This is a genomic window from Bacillus stercoris (genome assembly GCF_029772985.1).
Classification (GTDB): domain Bacteria; phylum Bacillota; class Bacilli; order Bacillales; family Bacillaceae; genus Bacillus; species Bacillus stercoris.
The window spans coordinates 2,019,946-2,041,274 of the sequence record NZ_CP121861.1; the positions used below are offsets into that span (position 1 = coordinate 2,019,946).

The following is a 21,329-nucleotide window of genomic DNA, read 5'->3' on the forward strand; positions in this document are numbered from 1 at the left end:
TTATTTCAGCCCATCCATCGGAATGAGATCCATGTCCGTAAAAGTATAATTTTCTCCAGCCATTGCCCACACAAAGCTGTAATTTGATGTTCCTGCGCCAGAATGAATAGACCAGGCGGGGGAAAGGACAGCCTGCTCATTACCAACCACAAGGTGGCGTGTTTCGTCTGGCTGGCCCATGAAATGAAACACCTTTGAGTCTTTTTCAAGATCCAGGTAAAGATAAGCCTCCATCCGACGGTCATGAACGTGAGCCGGCATGGTATTCCAGTTGTTGTTTTGATCTAACATCGTTATTCCCATCATCAGCTGGCAGCTTTTAATGCCATCCTGATGTATGACTTTGTACAGGCTTCTGACATTAGACGCTGCATCATCACCAAGGCGGTCCGGTGTCAGCTCAGATAGGGCGGCTTTTTGTGTCGGATAGCTTTTGTGGGCGCAGGAGGAGACGAAGTAAAACTTCGCTTTTTCCCCGTTCAGGCTTGAAAACGATACATCCTGATTGCCCATTCCAATATAGAGAAAATCCTTTGTTTGAAGCACATATTCATCATCGCCAACCCTGACAGCACCAGGCTGGCCGACATTAATAATCCCGATTTCACGCCGTTCCAAAAAGAAGTCTGTTTTTAGAAAATCACCTGCATCAAGCTTCAGTTCACTTTGCCCTGGAGCCGCTCCGCCGATGACAACCCGGTCTTCATGTGAGTAATACATCGTAAGTTTGTTTTCTGTAAATAAAGAATCCATTAAGAAATGACTGCGAAGCTCCTCTGTTGTAAAGCGTTTTACTTGTTCAGGATGTACAGAATAACGATTTTCCATTATATTTCCCCCTTGGTTAGGATTTCAGCATCACTTGAATGAAAATATTTTGGTAACGGTTTCAAAGAAAATTTTAGGATAAATAGTGTAAAGAGTCAACGAAAAAATAATGAATTGACACATTATTAAAAAAACTCTTCCCAAATGTTAAAATTATGGTATTCTTTTGTTGTAACGGTTTTGAAATCGGTTTCAAATATAAGAGATACAGGAGCACTTGAATGAAAAAGAAAACAACAGGCCATACAACCATCAAAGATGTAGCTGAATATGCAGGAGTTTCGAAATCAACAGTTTCCCGCTATATTAACGGAAAAATTGACGCGATTTCTCCTGAAAAAGTGAAAAACATTAAAAAGGCAATCGCAGAACTGAATTATCGGCCGAGTAAAATGGCCCAAGGTTTGAAAATAAAAAAAAGCAAGTTAATTGGATTTGTTGTAGCGGATATTACAAACCCTTTTTCGGTCGATGCTTTCAGGGGAGTCGAAGAGGTTTGTGATCAATATGGCTACAGCATTATGGTGTGCAACACAGATAACAGTCCTGAAAAAGAGCGGGAAATGCTCTTAAAGCTAGAAGCCCATTCGGTTGAGGGTCTGATTTTAAACGCAACAGGGGAAAACAAGGATGTACTGCGCGCTTTTGCTGAACAGCACATTCCAACAATCTTAATTGACCGGAAACTGCCGGACCTGAAACTGGATACCGTAACGACTGACAACAGATGGATCACTAAAGAGATTCTTCAGAAGATTTACAGCAAAGGGTATACTGATGTCGCGCTGTTTACCGAACCAATTTCCTCTATCAGCCCTCGTGCAGAAAGAGCAGCGGTGTATCAGGAAATGGCTGCGGTTCAAAATGTGAACGGGCTTGTCAGAATGTATGAAATTGACGTAAAGGACAAGGAGCAGCTTAAGGCGGCGCTTCGTTCTTTTCACAAGGAGATGCCGGAGCAAAAAAAAGCGATTCTGGCTTTGAATGGCTTGATTATGCTGAAAATCATCAGCTGTATGGAAGAGCTTGGCCTGCGCATCCCTCAAGATATAGGGATTGCAGGATTCGATGATACGGAATGGTACAAACTGATCGGTCCAGGCATTACAACGATCGCCCAGCCGTCACATGATATGGGCAGGACGGCGATGGAACGTGTATTAAAAAGGATTGAAGGTGACAAAGGAGCGCCTCAAACCATTGAATTGGAGGCAAAAGTCATCATGAGAAAGTCACTTTAATCCTAGGTGCCCTCAACTAAGAGGAGGTTGGGAAGAGATGAAGCTTGATGCGGTGACATTCGGTGAATCAATGGCCATGTTTTACGCAAATGAGTATGGAGGCCTTCATGAAGTATCCACTTTTTCTAAAGGGCTTGCCGGAGCAGAAAGCAATGTCGCCTGCGGCCTTGCCAGACTTGGATTCCGAATGGGATGGATGAGCAAGGTCGGCAATGATCAGCTCGGCACGTTTATTGTACAGGAACTTAAAAAAGAGGGAGTGGATGTGTCCCGCGTGATCCGCTCCTCGAACGAAAATCCCACCGGGCTGCTGCTGAAGTCAAAAGTGAAAGAAGGTGACCCGCAAGTTACCTACTATAGGAAAAACTCAGCTGCAAGCACATTAACTTCTGCTGAATATCCGAAAGACTATTTTCAATGCGCAGGCCATTTGCATGTGACAGGCATTCCGCCTGCCTTATCAGCCGATATGAAAGACTTCACGTATCATGTCATGAACGATATGAGAAACGCCGGGAAAACCATTTCATTCGACCCTAATTTAAGGCCTTCGCTTTGGCCTGATCAAGCAACAATGATACACACAATTAATGATCTGGCTGGGCTTGCAGACTGGTTTTTTCCGGGGATCACAGAGGGAGAGCTATTGACCGGAGAAAAAACACCTGAAGGCATTGCTGATTATTATCTGAAAAAAGGAGTCAGCTTTGTTGCTATTAAACTCGGAAAAGAAGGCGCTTACTTTAAAACGGAGACAAGTGAAGGATTTCTAGAAGGCTTCCCAGTCGACCGGGTGGTTGATACAGTCGGCGCCGGAGACGGATTTGCAGTCGGTGTAATCAGCGGTATCCTAGATGGTTTGTCGTACAAGGATGCGGTGCAAAGGGGAAATGCGATTGGCGCTTTGCAAGTGCAGGCACCGGGGGATATGGACGGTTTGCCGACCAGGGAGAAATTAGCTTCGTTTTTATCTGCTCAAAGAACGGTTTACCAAAAGAAAGGGGATTATTAATATGGAGTCCAAAATCGTTGAAAACCGTCTGCAAGAAGCCAGGCTGATTGCAGTCATTCGCTCAAAGGATAAACAGGATGCCTGTCAGCAGATTGAGAGTTTATTAGATAAAGGGATTCGTGCAGTTGAAGTGACGTATACGACGCCCGGGGCATCAGATATTATCGAAACCTTCCGTAATAGAGACGATATTTTAATTGGCGCGGGCACGGTCATCACCGCGCAGCAAGCTGGGGAAGCTGCTGAGGCTGGCGCACAGTTTATTGTCAGTCCGGGTTTTTCAGCTGATCTTGCTGAGCACCTTTCTTTTGTAAAAACACATTATATCCCCGGCGTCCTGACTCCGAGCGAAATTATGGAAGCGCTGACATTCGGTTTTACGACATTAAAACTGTTCCCAAGCGGTGTATTTGGCCTTCCGTTTATGAAAAGTTTAGCGGGCCCTTTCCCGCAGGTGACCTTTATTCCGACAGGCGGGATTCATCCGTCTGAAGTGCCGGATTGGCTTAGAGCCGGAGCAGGTGCCGTCGGTGTCGGCAGCCAGCTGGGCAGCTGTTCAAAAGAGGATTTACAGGCTGTTTTCCAAGTGTAAGGGGTATTGTTTTTTCATAACCGGAGGATGGGAGAATCCACAATATGAAAATCAAGGCGACAATTGAACGGGTACCTGGCGGAATGATGATTATTCCGCTATTTCTTGGAGCGGCGCTCAACACGTTTGCTCCTGGAACAGCGGAGTTCTTTGGAGGTTTTACGGGTGCTTTGATTACCGGAACGCTGCCGATACTGGGTGTTTTTATCTTTTGCGTAGGAGCAACGATTGATTTTCGTTCCTCAGGCTACATCGCAAGAAAAGGAATCACGTTATTATTGGGAAAGGTCGGATTTGCGGCGCTGCTCGGCGTGATCGCAGCGCAATTTATACCAGACGATGGCATACAATCCGGCTTTTTTGCAGGCCTTTCTGTTTTAGCAATTGTCGCGGTAATGAATGAAACGAACGGCGGACTGTATTTGGCGCTTATGAACCATATGGGAAGAAAAGAGGATGCGGGCGCTTTCGCCTTTATTAGTACAGAATCAGGTCCTTTTATGACCATGGTGACGTTTGGTGTGACGGGACTTGCCGCATTCCCATGGGAAACGCTGGCAGCGACAGTCATCCCGTTTTTGCTCGGATGTATACTTGGAAATCTGGATCATGATCTCAGGGACTTATTCAGCAAGGTTGTGCCAGCGATCATTCCATTTTTCGCCTTTTCGCTCGGCAATACCTTGAATTTTGGAATGCTGATTCAATCAGGGCTGCTCGGCATTTTTATCGGAGTTTCTGTCGTCATTTTATCGGGCAGCTCCTTGTTTTTGCTTGATCGTTTTGTTGCGCGGGGGGACGGTGTCGCGGGTGTGGCGGCTTCTTCTACGGCGGGGGCTGCTGTAGCTGTCCCATACGCATTAGCGGAAGCGAATGCCTCATTTGCCCCAGTTGCTGAATCGGCAACTGCAATTATAGCGACAAGCGTTATTGTCACCTCGCTCTTAACCCCGCTGGCAACAGTGTGGGTGGATAAAAAAATCAAACGGAAAAAGAGGAGAACACCTCCGCCAAAAAATCAAATGACGATCAACTGAATAAAAAGGCTGCCGCCAAACGTACCGGCAGCCTTTTATACAAACAATTTGACTTTCCCCCCCCCTTCCATTAGCCTGTAATGGAACGGCTAGAATAGGGAGGGAATGGATATGGAGATACATACATATGAAAAGGAATTTTTTGATCTTTTAAAACGAATTTCACATTACAGCGAAGCAGTCGCGTTAATGCACTGGGACTCCAGAACAGGCGCGCCGAAAAACGGCTCAGAGGACCGGGCTGAAAGCATCGGCCAGCTTTCAACAGATATATTCAATATCCAGACATCCGATCGAATGAAAGAGCTAATCGATGCCTTGTATGAACGAATTGATGACTTGTCAGAAGATACGAAAAAAGCGGTTGAACTGGCGAAAAAAGAGTATGAAGAGAATAAGAAAATCCCTGAGGCTGAATATAAAGAATACGTGATTCTGTGTTCAAAGGCAGAAACAGCGTGGGAGGAAGCGAAAGGAAAATCTGATTTCAGCTTATTTTCTCCTTATTTAGAACAGCTGATTGAATGTAATAAACGTTTTATTACGTACTGGGGATATCAAGAGCATCCTTATGATGCATTGCTTGATTTGTTTGAGCCCGGCGTCACGGTAAAGGTGCTTGATCAGCTGTTTACTGAGCTGAAGGAAGCGATTATCCCTCTTGTTAAACAGGTGACAGCTTCCGGAAATAAACCAGATACAAGCTTTATTACAAAAGCGTTCCCGAAAAAAAAGCAAAAAGAGCTCAGTCTGTATTTTTTACAGGAGCTTGGCTACGATTTTGATGGCGGAAGACTTGATGAAACCGTTCATCCGTTTGCAACTACGCTGAACCGGGGAGACGTTCGAGTCACGACGAGATATGATGAAAAAGATTTTCGGACGGCAATCTTTGGCACCATTCATGAGTGCGGGCACGCGATATACGAGCAAAATATTGATGAAGCACTGAGCGGCACGAACTTGTCAGACGGTGCATCAATGGGAATTCATGAATCTCAATCATTATTTTACGAGAATTTTATCGGCCGCAACAAGCATTTTTGGACACCGTACTATAAGAAAATTCAAGAGGCATCACCTGAACAGTTCAAGGACATCTCCCTGGATGATTTTGTCCGTGCAATCAATGAATCAAAACCTTCATTTATCAGGGTTGAAGCGGATGAATTGACGTATCCTCTTCATATCATCATCCGTTATGAAATTGAAAAAGCGATTTTCAGCAATGAAGTGTCTGTAGAAGAACTGCCATCGCTTTGGAATCAAAAATACCAAGATTATTTAGGGATTACACCGCAGACGGACGCAGAGGGGATTTTACAGGACGTCCATTGGGCAGGAGGAGATTTCGGTTATTTCCCATCCTATGCGCTCGGCTACATGTATGCGGCTCAGCTGAAACAAAAAATGCTTGAGGATCTCCCTGAATTTGACGCTCTTCTAGAAAGAGGGGAATTTCATCCGATAAAGCAATGGCTGACGGAAAAGGTGCATATTCATGGAAAACGGAAAAAGCCGTTAGACATTATTAAAGATGCGACAGGAGAAGAACTGAACGTTCGCTATTTAATTGACTATTTATCAACCAAATATTCAAATCTCTATTTGGCATAATCAAAGCCTGGCGGCGCGGCTGCCAGGCTTTTTATGATCGGATTCCTTTTAAATACGAATGATATCTAAAATAAAGAAAATAAAGTTCGGAAATTTTCACTTTCAGCCTATGCAAGAGATTAGAATCTTGATATAATTTATTACAATATCATAGGAACACTCATATAATCGCGTGGATATGGCACGCAAGTTTCTACCGGGCACCGTAAATGTCCCGACTATGGGTGAGCAATGGAACCGCATATGTACGGTTTTTTGTTATATCAGCATTGCTTGCTCTTTATTTGAGCGGGCAATGCTTTTTTTATTCTCATAACGGAGGTAAGACTGGATGGAAGCACTGAAAAGGAAGATAGAGGAAGAAGGCGCCGTATTATCAAATCAAGTATTGAAAGTGGATTCTTTTTTGAATCATCAAATTGATCCGCTGCTTATGCAGCAAATTGGTGACGAATTTGCGACCAGGTTTGCACAAGACGGTATTACCAAAATTGTGACAATCGAATCATCAGGTATCGCTCCAGCTGTAATGACTGGCTTGAAGCTGGGTGTACCTGTTGTCTTCGCAAGAAAGCATCAATCATTAACACTTACTGACAACTTACTGACAGCGTCCGTTTATTCATTTACGAAGCAAACAGAAAGCCAAATCGCAGTGTCTGGGACCCACCTGTCGGATCAGGACCATGTGCTGATTATCGATGATTTTTTGGCAAATGGACAGGCAGCACACGGGCTCGCGTCAATTGTGAAGCAAGCGGGTGCTTCTATTGCAGGAATTGGCATTGTGATTGAAAAGTCATTTCAGCCGGGAAGAGATGAACTTGTAAAACTGGGCTACCGAGTGGAATCTTTGGCAAGAATTCGGTCTTTAGAAGAAGGGAAAGTGTCCTTCGTACAGGAGGTTCATTCATGAAAAATGGATTCGAAAAAACGCTGTCATTAGGGATTCAGCATGTTCTTGCCATGTATGCCGGTGCCATTGTCGTTCCTCTGATTGTCGGAAACGCAATGGGACTGACTGTTGAACAGCTGACCTACTTAGTATCGATTGATATTTTTATGTGCGGTGTGGCTACACTTCTGCAAGTATGGAGCAACCGCTTTTTCGGGATCGGACTTCCGGTAGTGCTTGGCTGTACATTTACAGCGGTATCGCCTATGATTGCGATTGGATCTGAATACGGGGTTTCGACGGTTTACGGAAGCATTATTGCTTCAGGCATTCTAGTCATACTTATTTCATTTTTCTTTGGAAAGCTCGTCTCGTTTTTTCCGCCGGTTGTGACAGGCTCTGTTGTTACGATTATCGGTATTACTTTGATCTTAGGTTGCCATGAATAACATGGCCGGCGGAGAAGGAAGTGCAGATTTCGGAGATCTCTCGAACCTTGCACTTGCTTTTATCGTTTTGAGTATCATTGTGCTTCTATACCGTTTTACAAAAGGCTTTATCAAGTCCGTATCGATTTTGATCGGTATTTTGATTGGGACCTTCATCGCTTATTTTATGGGGAAAGTTCAATTTGATAATGTGTCGGATGCGGCAGTTGTACAAATGATTCAGCCATTTTACTTCGGAGCGCCGTCTTTTCATGCAGCGCCTATCATTACGATGTCCATCGTTGCAATTGTCAGTCTTGTGGAGTCTACTGGTGTTTACTTCGCCTTAGGTGACCTGACAAACCGCCGTTTGACAGAGAGAGATTTGTCTAAAGGCTATCGCGCTGAAGGGCTGGCTGTGCTTCTGGGCGGTATTTTTAACGCTTTTCCTTACACGGCATTCTCTCAAAATGTCGGGCTTGTTCAGCTCACAGGAATCAAAAAAAATGCTGTCATTGTGGTCACAGGTGTGATCTTAATGGCATTCGGGCTGTTTCCAAAGATCGCTGCTTTCACGACGATTATTCCATCTGCTGTTTTGGGCGGTGCAATGGTTGCGATGTTTGGAATGGTGATCGCTTACGGAATTAAAATGCTTAGCCGCATTGATTTTGCGAAACAGGAAAATCTGCTGATTGTTGCCTGCTCAGTGGGTTTGGGACTCGGTGTGACCGTTGTGCCGGATATTTTCAAACAGCTTCCGAGTGCACTTACGCTTCTTACAACGAATGGCATTGTAGCGGGCAGCTTCACTGCAGTTGTCTTAAATATTGTATATAACGTATTTTCTAAAGCCAAAAAAACAGAACAAGAAGCTGACCTTACGGAACAAAAAACAGCAGTCTAACTCCGCCGCGGCGGAGTTTTTTTGCATATAAAAAAGATCGTTGCGGCACAATGTATGCAAAGAGGTGATTGCATGGCGTTTATTTTATCCATTGGAACAAGTCTTCCTGTATATGATGTAAATCAAAAGAAAGCGGCTGAGTTCGCCCGCTATATGTTTCAGCATTCCTTTAAAGATATTGACCGGCTGTTATCCTCCTTTAAAAACGGGCAAATCCATTCGAGACAGTTTGTTAAGCCGATTGAATGGTATAAAGAGGAGCACAGTTTTGAAGAAAAAAATCAAATATACATAGAAGAAACACTTAAGCACAGCAGGGAGGCTGTTCGTGAGTGCCTCTCTCACCCTGAATTTGTTCAAGAAGCCATTCCTTATGAGAAAGTGGAAGCGGTTTTTTTCGTCTCCAGCACAGGTCTTTCCACACCGAGTATCGAGGCGCGGCTTATGAATGAACTTCCGTTTTCTCCATATACGAAGCGGATTCCGATTTGGGGCTTAGGCTGTGCAGGAGGGGCCAGCGGGCTTGCGCGCGCAGCCGAATACTGCAAAGCGTATCCGGAGGCTTTTGTGCTTGTCATTGCTGCTGAGCTGTGCAGCCTCACATTTCAGCCGGAAGATAAAACGAAAAGCAATCTGATCGGCACCTCGCTATTTGGTGACGGCGTTGCCGCAGCGTTATTATGCGGAGAGAAGGCAGAACGCACGGTGTCCAAACTGAAGCTTGCCCCGAAGATAACAGACTCCCAATCTGTTTTGATGAAACAATCAGAAGATGTCATGGGCTGGGACTTTACCGATCAAGGATTCAAAGTCATTTTCTCACGAGACATACCAACTTTGGTAGAAAATTGGCTCAAAACAAATGTACAGATTTTTTTGGACAAACATCGGCTGTCATTCTGTGATATAAGTGTTTTTTTGGCGCATCCAGGCGGAAAAAAAGTGATCGACGCATACATCAAAAGTCTTGGACTGTCGTCAGAAAAGCTTTCATCAGCGCAAAACATATTGCGAAAACACGGAAATATGTCTTCAGCCACAATCTTGTATGTGGTCAAAGACCATCTGCAGAACGGACATAAAAAGGAAGCTGAACGGGGACTGATTGGCGCATTAGGGCCGGGTTTCTCATCAGAACTGCTATTATTCAGCTGGGAAAAGGGGGCTTGACTTATGTTTTGGTTGTTGATCTCCACTCTCATTGTTCAAAGAGCAGCAGAAATGGCAGTAGCCAGACAAAATGAACAAAAGGTAAAGAAGCAAGGAGCAATTGAATTTGGCGAGAGCCACTATCCGTATATCATTACGATGCATATCCTTTTCTTTATGTCTTTAATTGCTGAAGTGCTGCTAATGAATAAACAGCCGTCAAGCTGGTGGATCGGTATCGCCGCAGTTATTTTAAGTGTACAGGCAGTGCGATATTGGGCGCTTTGTTCCTTGGGAGCATATTGGAATACGAAAATCCTTGTCGTTCCAGGTGCGGAGCTTGTAAAAAAAGGTCCTTATAAATGGATGAAACATCCAAACTATGCTGTTGTTATACTTGAAATTTTGCTGATTCCGCTGCTTTATCAAGCGTATGTCACCATGTGTCTGTTTTCCATTTTCAATGCCGTGTTGTTAACCGTCAGAATTCGTGCAGAAGACAAGGCACTACAGGAATACAGTGTAAAATAGCGATTGAAAATCATTCTCACTCATGTTAAAATGAATTTGAAAAAGATTCTCAATCAGGATGGTGAATCAAATGACAATGCTGTTTTTGCTCGGCGCGGTTTGTACATATAGTGTATTAATTGGTTTTGTATTAAAAGGAATCTCTAATAAATCTGTTTGATGAATCTGGAACTTGTAAAAGTTGCAGATTTTCTTTTATAGAAGCTGCCGTAATGGCGGCTTTTTTCTATTCTCCTAAAGAAATTTAGTTTATTCTTGTGTAAAATGAAAAGGGAATGAATTCAGACCTTTCGAAAAAGGTTCACAATTGAAACGGCACAAAGGGGTACAGGCTTATGACAGAACATAACAGAAACGAGCTTTTGCACAAAACTGGGGAACTTTATCAGCAATTTATTGAGAATCAAGATGAACAAAGGGCTGCTAAACTGGCTGCGGTCATGAAAAAAGCGGCAGATGAAGAGGTTTATATCGCGTTTACGGGGCACTATTCAGCGGGGAAATCATCACTGCTGAACTGCCTGTTAATGGAGAATATTTTACCGACAAGCCCGATCCCAACGAGCGCTAACCTTGTTGTGATCAGAAACGGGGAAAAGCGAGTTCGGCTTCATACAACAGACGGAGCGTGTGCTGAGCTGGAAGGGGCTTACCAGAAAGACAAGGTTCAGCAATATTGCAAAGACGGTGAACAGATTGAAAGCGTCGAAATTTTTGACAGGTATACTGAGATCGATTCCGGGGTTGCGTATATTGATACTCCAGGGATCGATTCAACAGATGATGCGCATTTTCTATCGGCTGCTTCTATTCTTCACCAGGCGGATGCGCTGTTTTACGTTGTTCACTATAATCACGTACACGCTGAGGAAAATGTAAAGTTTCTCAGATCAATTAAAGAAAACATTCCGAATGTGTATTTTATCGTTAATCAAATTGACCGCCATGACGAGACGGAGACAAACTTTGGAGACTATAAAAAACAGGTAGAGGAGATGCTTTGCAATGAAGGGATTTCAAAGGAAGCGCTCTATTTTACGTCAGTAACAGAACCTGATCACCCGTTTAATCAGATTGGGGCTTTGAGAGAAGAGTTAAAAAGAATAGAAAAGCAATCAAAAAACAATCTGCAGGCTTTAACCGAACAAAAGATCCGTAATCTGCTGAAGGAACATACGGAAATGCTGAAGAAAGACGAAACAGACGGCCCGAGTTTCGCTGAACAGCTTCACATCCAAACTGGACTGGTCCAATCGCTGCGTGATCAATTGGATGGGGCTGCAAATCAAGCGGCTGAGGCAGAGAAGAGGATGCAGGAAGAAATCAATCGTATTTTAAAAAACGCCAACCTGACGCCTTTTGAAATGCGTGAATTGGCGGCTGCATTTTTAGAGTCACAAAAGCCTTCTTTTAAAACCGGCTTTTTCTTTTCTAAAGCGAAAACTGTACAAGAAAGAGATAAAAGGCGGAATGATTTTTTCTCTGATGTGACCAAACGAACAGAGGCCGAAGCGGATTGGCACATAATAGACACGCTCCATAAACTCGCCAAAGTATTTGATGTCCATGACGCTAAAAGTGAAAAGCTGATTCAGTCCTATCGCACTCCGCTTGATATAAGCATCATTGAACGCGCGGTCAAGCAAGGTGCAGCCTTTTCTTCTGAATATGTATTGCAATATACAAAAGACTTGTCAGAGCTGGTCCGGAAAGAGGCGAAAAGAGAGGCCGCAGACATCATAAAGGTACTCTCCGCTATGGTGAAAGAGCGTGTTTCCAAAGATGTGCAAACGATTAACGACCGGCTCGCCCAAGAATCAGAAAAACTTGTCCTTCTTCAAGAACAGGCTCGTTTAGAGAATCATGCCCACGAGAAAATCAATCGCCTGTGGGCCATTTGGGAAGAAGAGTCCGAATGCCCGATGCATATAGACACAGAATGGTTTAAATTGAAGAAAAAAAGAGTGGCGGCTCCAGAACAGAAACAAGGCCGAGGCCAGCTGGCGGAGCAGCAGATGCCGAATTCAGAAATCAAAATAGAACAAGAACTGCCGCTTCAAGACCAAATCAATCGCTTTTACACTTTGTCTGATGTTTTAGGCGAAAGCAGCATGTTGTCAAAGCATATTTCAGCGTTTCGTGATAGGATTAAACGGCTTGAGGAACGGAAATTTACACTTGCTCTTTTTGGGGGCTTCAGTTCGGGAAAATCATCTTTTGCCAATGCGCTTGTCGGCGAAAGAGTGCTGCCATCCTCACCAACGCCAACCACAGCGACAATTAACAAAATCACAAAGCCAATCAATGGCAGCCTAAACAAAACAGCGGATGTAGTATTTAAGACGGAGGATGACATAACAGCTGAAATTTTGCAGCTCACCGGAATATCAAAAGAACCCGCAGGTCGTTCCTTCACAGAGAAGTGGGAAAAGGCAGACAAAAAAAACAGGCTGCAAGAAGAGCACGTGAAATTGATCAGAAATTTCGTGCTTGCATACGAGAGGTATCAGCAGTATATACAGGAACAGAATATATTAACGATTCCGCTGTCTGAATTAAAGCCGTATGTAGCAGAGGAAACAACGGCCTGTGCTGTGAAAGAGGTAACGGTCTACTATACATGCCCACTCACTGAAAAAGGAATTACGATTGTTGATACACCCGGCGCGAGCAGCATGAATAAACGGCATACAGAGCTGGCATTCCAATATATCAAAGATGCGGATGCATTTTTTTATATGACCTATTATCAACACTCCTTTTCAAAAGGAGATCGTTCATTTTTACGGAAGCTCGGACTTGTGAAAGAATCGCTCAGCATGGATAAAATGTTTTTCGTTATTAATGCCGCAGACCTTGCAAAAGATAAAACAGAGCTTGAAACAGTGACCGATTATGTCAGCGCAGAGCTTGTAAAAGAAGGGGTTTATGAGCCGCAGCTCTTTACCGTTTCAAGTAAGGAGGAGCTGCTGGGAAAACCAGAATCATTTTATAATCAGTTCCCTAAAGTAAGAAAACACTTAGATCAGTTTATCGAAGTGGACGTTAAAAAAGCGTCAGCTGCACAGCTCAGTTTGGAAGCAGACAAACTATGCGAAACTGTTTTCCAGCTTCACAAATCCCAGCATCAGTCCATAGAAGAGAAGGAAGCGCAGAAACAGCGTCTCATGCTGTCATTTGAGCAGGCAGTTGCCGGTATCGAGAAACGGCGGAACTCAGTAACCATCATTGAGAAAGTGAAAAAAGATACAAGAGAGCAGCTTTATCACATTACACAGCGATTATCGTATTTTGCAAATGATTTATTAAAATCGGCATTTCATCCCGGGCTGCAAAACGGGGATTGGAAAAAGAATGTGAGTAAGGCGATGACAACAGCCTTGCATGAATACCAGTTTGAATATATTCAGGAAATCAAAACGCTTGATGTTCGCATGAGCGGTTTCATCGAACGGCATATCACAGAAGAATGGCTGGATAACTTTCAAAAAACATTAAACGCAGACGGTTATTTTTCCATTTATGCGGGTGATCAGCATTTGAGCGGCATACAGCTGAAGGAAGTTGAACCAGAAATGGAAGAACGTGTTTTTGAAAAGGAACTAAAAGAGGTCAAATCACCGAAGCAGTTTTTTGAGCAAAAAGGAAAATCGGCCTTTATCGAAGCTGTACGGATGAAACTTACGAAAATCACAGAGGCATGGATAAAAAATGAAGAAGAGAGCCTGATCTCTCATTACACAGCTCACCTCAGACGCTTACAGGAAGATATGGCTGAAAAGGCAATCGCGCAAATAACGGATCAAAAAGAGACGTATTTCAAAGGATATGCAGAAGGGGAACATGCGAAAGAGATTGAAATGGCGTACCAAGCGTGCATCTCCTGGAAAAGTTCAGACAATGCAATAAAAATGTAAAATTCAGTTGGCTTGTATGTCAGGTCATGATAGACTAAATAGAAAAAAGCGAGATGAACGATTAATGTCAGAGGTACATAAAGCAATTTCAGCACATTCATCAAAACAGCACGAGCATATCAAAGCATTTATGCGTCTTGAAAATATGCGTGAAATGGCCATTGAAGAAGCTGTTGCTAAATGCAAAAACGATGAGCCTTTTACTACAGACGCTATTAATGACATCACCGAGCAAATGAATCAGCTCGCTAAAAAAGGCATAGTCCCGACAAGACGGCTTGTATCAAAAGAAATGGTCAGAGAATACGCAAGCCGCGTGTAAGCTGGATGATCCTGCCGCGATTGAATCTCCTGCCGGATGCACATACTATGGGCATCCGACGTAAGGGGGGGATTCATGTTGGGCAGAACAAAGCTGGGAAACAGAAATGCACAGGCGAATAACAATGCCAAAAAGAAAAACGGATTTCAAACCCATTTTGACTCTTACGCAGGACGCGAAGCTGAGAAGCTGATCGCCAGCAACAAAAGACACAACGACTGATGATACCCAAACAGTATCTCTTTATTAGAGATACTGTTTTTTATTTTGGGCCGCTTTATGCTAAAATAGAAGGAATGAAAGAAAAGGGAGTTATCAGATGAATAATAATAAACTATTGCTGGTTGACGGTATGGCTCTTTTATTTCGGGCTTTTTTTGCCACGGCCGTACATCGCAACTTTATGATAAATGACAGCGGGGTGCCGACGAACGGTGTCAACGGCTTTTTAAAGCATTTGATTACAGCCGTGGAAACATTCCAGCCGACACACGTCGTCTGCTGCTGGGACATGGGGAGCAAAACGTATCGTAATGACTTGTTTCAAGATTATAAGGCAAACCGCAGCGCACCGCCTGTGGAACTGATCCCGCAGTTTGATTTGGCAAAGGAAGCAGCCGCTGAGCTTGGGATCATGAATATTGGCTTTGCCGGTTATGAAGCAGATGATTGTATTGGAACTCTTGCCGATTTATTTGCAAATGAAGCAGACATTACGGTCGTAACAGGGGACAGAGACTTACTCCAGCTGCTAACGGATAAAGTAAGCGTTGCTCTGCTTCAAAAAGGAATCGGAAATTATAAAGTCTATACAAAAGAGACTTTTTATGAAGAAACAGGGGTAATGCCGAAAGCTTTGATTGATATTAAAGCGCTTATGGGTGATTCCAGTGATAACTATCCCGGCGTCAAAGGGATTGGAGAAAAAACAGCCTACAAACTGATTCGTGAATATGAAACGATTGACCGTTTATTGGAAAATCTTTCTCTTCTTCCAAAGGGACAGCAGGGAAAAATTCAGCAAGGTTTAAGTGATTTGGAGATGTCGAGGAAGCTTGCGGAAATTCATTGCTCTGTGCCGCTGGTCTGCACACTGAAAGACGCTTTATTTACTTTGCAAATGGAGCAGGCGGCTCAAATGCTTCGCCGCCATCAAATTAAAGGAATTGAGCGCATGCTTGAAAAGCTGAACGCTAGAGAGATCGTATAGATCTTCTCTAGCGTTTTGTATTGCTTTTTTTTGCCCTTTCCTCAAGCTCTGTTTTAGGGTCATTATGTGTATTGCCTTCCAGGTCGCCTTGCGGAGTAACGCCGCCAGTCAGCCGGCCTTTATCTTTCTTTTTCATGTTAGTTCACCTCGCCATTAGGATGAACCAATGACTAAGATTTAATTCTTTTCATTCAGCCGAATTGCTTCTTTTGCCAGGAGATCGGCTTTTTGGTTTTGCTTGCCCGGTATCCATTTGATGAAAAAAAGAGGGAAAGCTGCTTTTAAACGGATGATTTCCTCTACAAACGGCTGAAACGTTTTATTTTTAACCATTTCAAGCTCAGCGGCGCGCTCCACAATATCTGAATCCGTTCGAAAGGAAACCGATTGATACCCGCGCGTTGCGCATAGCTTCATCCCTTCAATTAATGCAAGAAATTCCGCTTCCTGGTTTGTATGCACTCCGATTGGAATAGAGAAAGATTCTGCTTTCCCCTCATGTTTGATAAAAATGCCGATACCGGAAGGCCCGGGATTACCAGCGCTTGCGCCGTCTACATATATTTCTGTAGGCATTATGAACTCCTTTCATCATTAGGTATCATTTTTTTGGCTGCATAAGCATAAGGCAATGAAATTAAAGATACCGCAAACTTAATCAAATATGTAGAAATAAAAATATGAAGCCAAACGTCTGCCGGATAAATGCCGAAAAAAGCGACAGCAGTGAATATGAATGTATCAAACAACTGGCTGACTGCTGTACTGCCGCCGTTTCTGAGCCATAAAAGCCGATCAGAAGGAAATATCCTTCTAATTGCCGAATATACATAAACATCCAGCGTTTGGCTGAAGATAAAAGCAAGCAGACTTCCTAACGCAACTCGCGGAAGGAATCCAAAAATCGTTTCAAGCGCTGTTTGTGATATGTCGCTGGAAGCCGGTTCGAAAAGCAGCACGCCCTGCATGACAAATGTCAGCGTCAGGAGCGTTGAGAATCCGAGCCATACCGCTTTTCTGGCTTCAGCCGGCCCGTATTTTTCATTCAGTACATCTGTCGCAAAAAAGATTGTGCCATACATCACATTCCCGAGTGTCGCTGTTAAGCCAAACAGTTCCACTGTTTTGACGACTTGGAGGTTGGCGCAGACTGTCGCAAAACCGATCCAAACAAACAGTCCCATTTTGCCAAATCCTTTATAAAATAAAAGAACAATGATAAAATGAATGATCGCAAAAAAGATCCAAAACGAATTATTAAACAAGATGAAAAAGCTTCCTTTCCGGGGTAAGATTGGTTTGATTATAGCATAAGCCCGGCAACTAATGAATGGTAAGGTGATCGTAATGAAGCTCAGACCGCATTTAAAAATAGAAGCAAAAGGAACGGGATCCGTCTCATTTTTCAGCGAAGACTGGCTGACAGCACAGCAGGCACGTATGCTCGCCAGAGATCTTGGACGTTTTCCATACATGAAAGAGCTGGAGTTCGAAGACGAGAAAGGCGGCAGCTGGACGCTGAAGGAATTGGAAAAGCTGACCGAGGAGCTTGCTCAAGAGCCTGATAACATCACTGTTTATTTTGATGGCAGTTTCGATAAGGAGAGCGAACTTGCGGGTCTAGGGATTGTCATCTATTATTCGTTGGGAGGAGTCCGGCATCGTTTGAGAAAAAATAAAAGCTTTAGGCTGAAAACCAATAATGAAGCTGAATATGCGGCACTTTATGAAGCAATAAGAGAAGTAAGAGAGCTTGGGGCAAGCAGAAATTCAATTACAATCAAAGGGGACTCACTTGTTGTACTGAATCAGCTTGACGGCAGCTGGCCTTGCTATGATCCATCTCATAATGAATGGCTGGACAAAATAGAAGCACTCCTTGAATCACTGAAGCTTACTCCAACCTACGAAACGATACAACGGAAAGACAACCAGGAAGCTGATGGCCTCGCTAAAAAAATTCTATCCCATCAATTCGTAGAAAGCCACACGAAATTAGACCGTAACGGAGATGACGATATTGGATAAGAAAATGATCTTTAAAGAACTGACAGAACTGCACGATGAATATTGCAAAGACTGTTTTATTAAGAAGCAATTTCGCAAAGAATTTGGCAAAACTTATGCACATTCATTTTGTATCAATAAATGTACGGTTGGTGAAAAATTGAAAGCATACGGAGATGTCTTAACCAATCACTAAAAATAAAAACCGCAGAAGCTGCGGTTTTTATTCTTTGAATTCATCGAGCTGATGCTCGCTGTCATCCAGCAGCTGCTGTTGCTGCTTTACAAATTCAGGATCGTCGAGAGCTGCCAGCTCTTCAGAGTGTGACAGTTCTTTAGCATCCTCAATGGCTTGGTATGCTGAGTCGACTAATGTTTTGCTTTGGCCTCTCGTCGCGGCTCCTGTTGTTTTCTGCGCTGTTTCCACTGCTAGTTCCAGCTGCCGCTTATCCGTAAAGCCAGTCTGATCCTCATTATGGAATTTTGAAGTCAACAAAAACACCTCCACAATTATTTTGCAGAGTTTTTTTGAAATTTATGTACCAAAATAGCAAATAAAATAAAAATAAGCCGATATAACTATTGAACCAGAAATAATAGGACTGTTTTACTATTTGAGGTATCTTGATAGAGAAGGGGAACGCAGCTATGGATGATAAAGATTTGAAGTCGATCCTTCACAAAACATTTATAGAAATATACAGTGATTTAGAAGAACTGGCGGATATCGCGAAAAAAGGAAAACCGTCAATGGAAAAGTATGTTGAAGAGATTGAACAGAGGTGCAAACAAAACATTTTGGCGATTGAAATCCAGATGAAAATCAAATAGGAGAGGCGAATGCCTCTCCTCTATTTGTCATCTCATCATCATGTATTGAGTTTAGAGTTTTACAACATTAGAAGCTTGAGGTCCACGATTACCTTCGACAATTTCAAAAGAAACTTCTTGTCCTTCTTCTAATGATTTGTATCCTTCTCCTTCGATAGCTGTGAAGTGAACAAATACATCGTCTCCGCCTTCAACTTCAATGAAGCCGAATCCTTTTTCGTTGTTGAACCATTTTACTTTACCGTTTTGCATATTGCTTAATTCCTCCTAGTACTGTAGCACCCATGTGCTAAAAAAAATTTTGTCATCATTTAACTTTGATTCATTGTTAAATGATGGTTCAACTATACACCATCTGGGAGCACCCGTCAAGTTGCGAATCGGCTTATTTTTGAAAAGGAAGGTGAGTTTCACGAAAAAAATGTAACCGCTTTTATTAATGGCTGAATATAAATAAAAAGAGCACACGGTTTTCGTATGCTCTCAAGTACGCCATTAAGATAGCGCTTTGGTCTTTTGTTTGGCTGTCATCATTTCTGATTCTTTCAGGATATCCTCTAAAATGACTTCAGAGGAGTTTGCTAAATGAAGGCCCTTAATGTTTTTCTTCATGCGCTGCAAGGTATCTTCATCTGCAAGAAGGGAAGTGACTGACTCGAGAATCTCCTCATGTCGGTTCACGACGATGGCAGCTCCGCGGTCTTCAAAGAAGTTTGCATTTTCTTTTTCCTGGCCAGGCACAGGTTTGTACAGAATGACAGGCACACCGATGGCAGTTGCTTCAGTCAAAGTTATGCCGCCTGGTTTAGTAATCATGCAATCTGTGATCCGGAATAGCTCATCAATGCGCTCCACATAGCCCAGAACTTTTAATTTGTCACCGTTTTCCGCCTCAAGCGGACTCAAAGATTCTTTTAAAGCCGTATTTTTCCCGCACACGACAACCACTTGCACTTGCTCATCTTTGACAAGGTTTTCGCACAGCTCTTTTACGTTCTTTAATACACCGTGGGCACCTGCCATGATCAGAAGCACTTTTTTGTCTGGCGAAAGATTGTACTTTTTATATATCGGTCCAACCGGCATGGATTCTTCAAATTGCGGCCTGATTGGAATTCCTGTGATTTTTACGTTGCTTGGATGAGTGCCGATCTCCAGCAGTTTTTCCTTCACGTAATCTGTCGCCACATAATATTTATCCACGTTCTCGTGAACCCAAATTTTATGAAGGCAAAAATCAGTCATAACATTGAAGGTAGGAATGACTCTTCCTGTTCGGCGTCTGTACTCCGGCACGACAATCATCGGAAATGTATTAATAATAATATCGGGCTGATGTTCATCAACAAGTTCGCCCAATCTTTTATTACCCATTTTAAAGTAAATATTGAATTTACGTTTATTATAGATTTTGTCAACTCCGTAATAAAACAAACGATAAAACTGTTTCCCGATTGAGAAGCTTTTTAAATAAAGGTATTGAGTTACCTCTGAAACAATCGGATTTGACTCTTGGTACAAATTAGAAACTGTTACATGCTGAAAGCCGAGCCTTACACATTGTTCATAAAGTGTTTTGGCTACCTGCACATGTCCATTTCCGTAATTTGCAGTCAAAATTAATACTCTTTTATTGGTATTCAAGTAAATTCACCTCAATGTAATCAACAACAAGCAAGCTTCATGCATCGTAAGGAGTTATTGTCTATACATAAACATAACACAAATACATAATCGAATTATTAATGCAGTGAAAAAGTTAAGCTAATTTTAAATGATTTGGATTCCAGTATTTTAAATTTTTGTTATAGGCAGACTGAATCAGATGTATTTTATCATATTTTTTGCTCAGCGTATCACTAAAATAAGAAAAATTAGTCCCATTCATAAGGAGTTTCTTGGTAAACGTAATAATTCAGCCAGTTCATAAACAATAATGTGGCATGCGCTTTCCAGCGATTCACTGGCTCGTTGCTGCCTTTTGCAAAATAATGTTTAGGCGCCTCGACAGTAGAAAGGTTTCGTTCCAAATCTCTTTCATACTCTTGAAGAAGCGTATTTGTATCATATTCAGGGTGCCCTGTCAAAAAGACTTGTTTTTCGTCTTTAGACACAATTAAGCAAACCCCGGCTTCCTTTGATGCGGTAAGAATGTTTAACTCGGACACTGCTTGAAGCTGTTCCATATTTATATCTGTATGCCGGGAATGCGGCACGTAGTATAGCTCGTCAAAACCTCTTACCAATCTTTCGTGTTTTGAAAGAACGGTATGCTCGAACACACCGAAGATTTTTTTCGGCATTTGAATTTTTTCCACACCATAATGGTAATACAAACCTGCTTGAGCGCCCCAGCAAATATGCATGGTTGAAGTAACATTTGTTTTGCTCCACTCCATGATTTCCTTGAGCTCTTCCCAATATGAAACCTCTTCAAACGCCAAATGCTCGATCGGCGCACCGGTGATAATCATTCCGTCAAACTTCTTGTGACGGATATTGGAAAAAGTCGTGTAAAATTCGTCAAGGTGTTCTCTTGCAGTGTTTTTCGGCGTGTGTGTGCTTGGGATTAAAAATGTGAAATGAACCTGTAAAGGCGAATTTCCAAGCAATCTGAGAAGCTGAGTCTCTGTTTGGATTTTTTTCGGCATCAAATTTAAGATAATAATTTTTTGCGGCCGGATATCCTGATGAAATGCTCTGCTTTCATCCATTACAAATATATGTTCACTTTCAAGCACCTGTTTTGCCGGCAGGTGTGTTGGTATATTAATAGGCAACGTGCCACCTCCATTATTTCCCCGT

At 42.8% G+C, this 21,329-nt stretch carries 25 protein-coding genes, 1 pseudogene and 1 riboswitch; of the genes and pseudogenes, 17 read left to right on the forward strand and 9 right to left on the reverse strand.

The annotated features are described in order from the left end of the window. Positions 1–828, reverse strand: coding sequence for a 5-dehydro-4-deoxy-D-glucuronate isomerase (gene kduI / locus QA442_RS10690; RefSeq protein WP_069149766.1), 828 nt, complete (start codon positions 826–828; stop codon positions 1–3). 221 nt (positions 829–1,049) lie between these two features. On the opposite strand from kduI, the gene kdgR reads away from it, so the two are divergent. The 14 genes and pseudogenes from kdgR to exnP all read left to right on the forward strand — a co-directional run bounded on the left by kdgR (position 1,050) and on the right by exnP (position 15,686). Further along, complete coding sequence (gene kdgR, locus QA442_RS10695; protein WP_279474348.1) at positions 1,050–2,069, forward strand: pectin utilization transcriptional regulator KdgR; 1,020 nt, start codon at positions 1,050–1,052, stop codon at positions 2,067–2,069. A 37-nt stretch (positions 2,070–2,106) separates the two neighbouring features. Next, positions 2,107–3,081 (forward strand): 2-dehydro-3-deoxygluconokinase, encoded by a 975-nt coding sequence (gene kdgK, locus QA442_RS10700; protein ID WP_279474349.1) that lies wholly within the window; start codon positions 2,107–2,109, stop codon positions 3,079–3,081. A gap of 1 nt (position 3,082) precedes the next feature. Next, complete coding sequence (gene eda / locus QA442_RS10705) at positions 3,083–3,673, forward strand: bifunctional 4-hydroxy-2-oxoglutarate aldolase/2-dehydro-3-deoxy-phosphogluconate aldolase (protein WP_279474350.1); 591 nt, start codon at positions 3,083–3,085, stop codon at positions 3,671–3,673. Positions 3,674–3,717: 44 nt separating this feature from the next. After that, a complete protein-coding gene (gene kdgT / locus QA442_RS10710) occupies positions 3,718–4,710 on the forward strand; it encodes a 2-keto-3-deoxygluconate transporter (protein WP_279474351.1) in 993 nt (330 codons plus the stop codon). A gap of 111 nt (positions 4,711–4,821) precedes the next feature. Then, the gene (ypwA, locus tag QA442_RS10715) at positions 4,822–6,327 is read left to right on the forward strand and encodes a carboxypeptidase (protein WP_279474352.1); all 1,506 of its coding nucleotides are present in this window, start codon (positions 4,822–4,824) and stop codon (positions 6,325–6,327) included. 140 nt (positions 6,328–6,467) lie between these two features. Next, positions 6,468–6,568, forward strand: a riboswitch (purine riboswitch). Between the two features lie 90 nt (positions 6,569–6,658). Then, positions 6,659–7,243: a xanthine phosphoribosyltransferase gene (gene xpt, locus QA442_RS10720; protein WP_279474353.1), complete on the forward strand. Its 585-nt coding sequence runs from the start codon at positions 6,659–6,661 to the stop codon at positions 7,241–7,243. Then, positions 7,240–8,557, forward strand: a pseudogene (gene pbuX / locus QA442_RS10725) (xanthine permease PbuX). The gene xpt and the pseudogene pbuX overlap by 4 nt, the downstream one beginning before the upstream one ends. Before the next feature lie 72 nt (positions 8,558–8,629). After that, positions 8,630–9,727 (forward strand): type III polyketide synthase BpsA, encoded by a 1,098-nt coding sequence (gene bpsA, locus QA442_RS10730; protein WP_255220403.1) that lies wholly within the window; start codon positions 8,630–8,632, stop codon positions 9,725–9,727. 3 nt (positions 9,728–9,730) lie between these two features. Further along, positions 9,731–10,237 (forward strand): alkylpyrone methyltransferase, encoded by a 507-nt coding sequence (bpsB, locus tag QA442_RS10735; protein ID WP_279474354.1) that lies wholly within the window; start codon positions 9,731–9,733, stop codon positions 10,235–10,237. Positions 10,238–10,307: 70 nt separating this feature from the next. Next, entirely contained in the window at positions 10,308–10,397 is a 90-nt protein-coding gene (gene fbpC / locus QA442_RS10740) for a Fur-regulated basic protein FbpC (RefSeq protein ID WP_100069434.1), read from the forward strand. 175 nt (positions 10,398–10,572) lie between these two features. Further along, positions 10,573–14,154: a dynamin GTPase gene (dynA, locus tag QA442_RS10745; RefSeq protein ID WP_095431544.1), complete on the forward strand. Its 3,582-nt coding sequence runs from the start codon at positions 10,573–10,575 to the stop codon at positions 14,152–14,154. 64 nt (positions 14,155–14,218) lie between these two features. After that, complete coding sequence (locus QA442_RS10750; RefSeq protein WP_040082827.1) at positions 14,219–14,476, forward strand: YpbS family protein; 258 nt, start codon at positions 14,219–14,221, stop codon at positions 14,474–14,476. A gap of 75 nt (positions 14,477–14,551) precedes the next feature. Next, positions 14,552–14,698 carry a hypothetical protein gene (locus tag QA442_RS10755; RefSeq protein WP_003230761.1) on the forward strand — a complete coding sequence of 49 codons (147 nt, stop codon included), beginning with the start codon at positions 14,552–14,554 and terminating at the stop codon, positions 14,696–14,698. 97 nt (positions 14,699–14,795) lie between these two features. Then, a complete protein-coding gene (exnP, locus tag QA442_RS10760; RefSeq protein ID WP_014664347.1) occupies positions 14,796–15,686 on the forward strand; it encodes a 5'-3' exonuclease ExnP in 891 nt (296 codons plus the stop codon). Positions 15,687–15,693: 7 nt separating this feature from the next. Here exnP and sspL read toward each other — a convergent pair whose 3' ends face one another. From sspL to QA442_RS10775, 3 genes are read right to left on the reverse strand one after another with little or no spacing between them, the layout of a single operon-like run. Then, complete coding sequence (gene sspL, locus QA442_RS10765) at positions 15,694–15,822, reverse strand: small, acid-soluble spore protein L (RefSeq protein ID WP_003218255.1); 129 nt, start codon at positions 15,820–15,822, stop codon at positions 15,694–15,696. A gap of 41 nt (positions 15,823–15,863) precedes the next feature. Beyond that, positions 15,864–16,262 (reverse strand): reverse transcriptase-like protein, encoded by a 399-nt coding sequence (locus tag QA442_RS10770; RefSeq protein ID WP_040082829.1) that lies wholly within the window; start codon positions 16,260–16,262, stop codon positions 15,864–15,866. Continuing rightward, positions 16,262–16,951, reverse strand: coding sequence for a queuosine precursor transporter (locus QA442_RS10775; protein ID WP_040082830.1), 690 nt, complete (start codon positions 16,949–16,951; stop codon positions 16,262–16,264). Before QA442_RS10775 ends, QA442_RS10770 begins: the two co-directional genes overlap by 1 nt. Before the next feature lie 82 nt (positions 16,952–17,033). Here QA442_RS10775 and QA442_RS10780 point away from each other — a divergent pair, with 82 nt between their 5' ends. Beyond that, the gene (locus QA442_RS10780; protein ID WP_095431545.1) at positions 17,034–17,714 is read left to right on the forward strand and encodes a ribonuclease H family protein; all 681 of its coding nucleotides are present in this window, start codon (positions 17,034–17,036) and stop codon (positions 17,712–17,714) included. Then, complete coding sequence (locus tag QA442_RS10785; RefSeq protein ID WP_004397944.1) at positions 17,707–17,889, forward strand: zinc-finger domain-containing protein; 183 nt, start codon at positions 17,707–17,709, stop codon at positions 17,887–17,889. Before QA442_RS10780 ends, QA442_RS10785 begins: the two co-directional genes overlap by 8 nt. Positions 17,890–17,916: 27 nt before the next feature. On the opposite strand, the gene QA442_RS10790 is transcribed toward QA442_RS10785, so the two are convergent. Beyond that, entirely contained in the window at positions 17,917–18,186 is a 270-nt protein-coding gene (locus QA442_RS10790; RefSeq protein ID WP_069149756.1) for a DUF2564 family protein, read from the reverse strand. A 155-nt stretch (positions 18,187–18,341) separates the two neighbouring features. Between QA442_RS10790 and degR the strand changes: the two genes are divergently transcribed. Beyond that, positions 18,342–18,524 (forward strand): transcriptional regulator DegR, encoded by a 183-nt coding sequence (degR, locus tag QA442_RS10795; protein WP_014664342.1) that lies wholly within the window; start codon positions 18,342–18,344, stop codon positions 18,522–18,524. 51 nt (positions 18,525–18,575) lie between these two features. Here degR and cspD read toward each other — a convergent pair whose 3' ends face one another. From cspD to metA, 4 genes are all read right to left on the reverse strand, one after another. Further along, complete coding sequence (gene cspD / locus QA442_RS10800; protein ID WP_003153604.1) at positions 18,576–18,776, reverse strand: cold-shock protein CspD; 201 nt, start codon at positions 18,774–18,776, stop codon at positions 18,576–18,578. 15 nt (positions 18,777–18,791) lie between these two features. After that, complete coding sequence (locus QA442_RS10805) at positions 18,792–18,938, reverse strand: hypothetical protein (RefSeq protein ID WP_139236111.1); 147 nt, start codon at positions 18,936–18,938, stop codon at positions 18,792–18,794. An 81-nt stretch (positions 18,939–19,019) separates the two neighbouring features. Then, positions 19,020–20,168 (reverse strand): diglucosyl diacylglycerol synthase, encoded by a 1,149-nt coding sequence (locus QA442_RS10810; RefSeq protein WP_095431546.1) that lies wholly within the window; start codon positions 20,166–20,168, stop codon positions 19,020–19,022. Between the two features lie 230 nt (positions 20,169–20,398). Continuing rightward, the gene (gene metA, locus QA442_RS10815) at positions 20,399–21,304 is read right to left on the reverse strand and encodes a homoserine O-acetyltransferase MetA (protein ID WP_014664339.1); all 906 of its coding nucleotides are present in this window, start codon (positions 21,302–21,304) and stop codon (positions 20,399–20,401) included. Between the last annotated feature and the right edge of the window lie 25 nt (positions 21,305–21,329).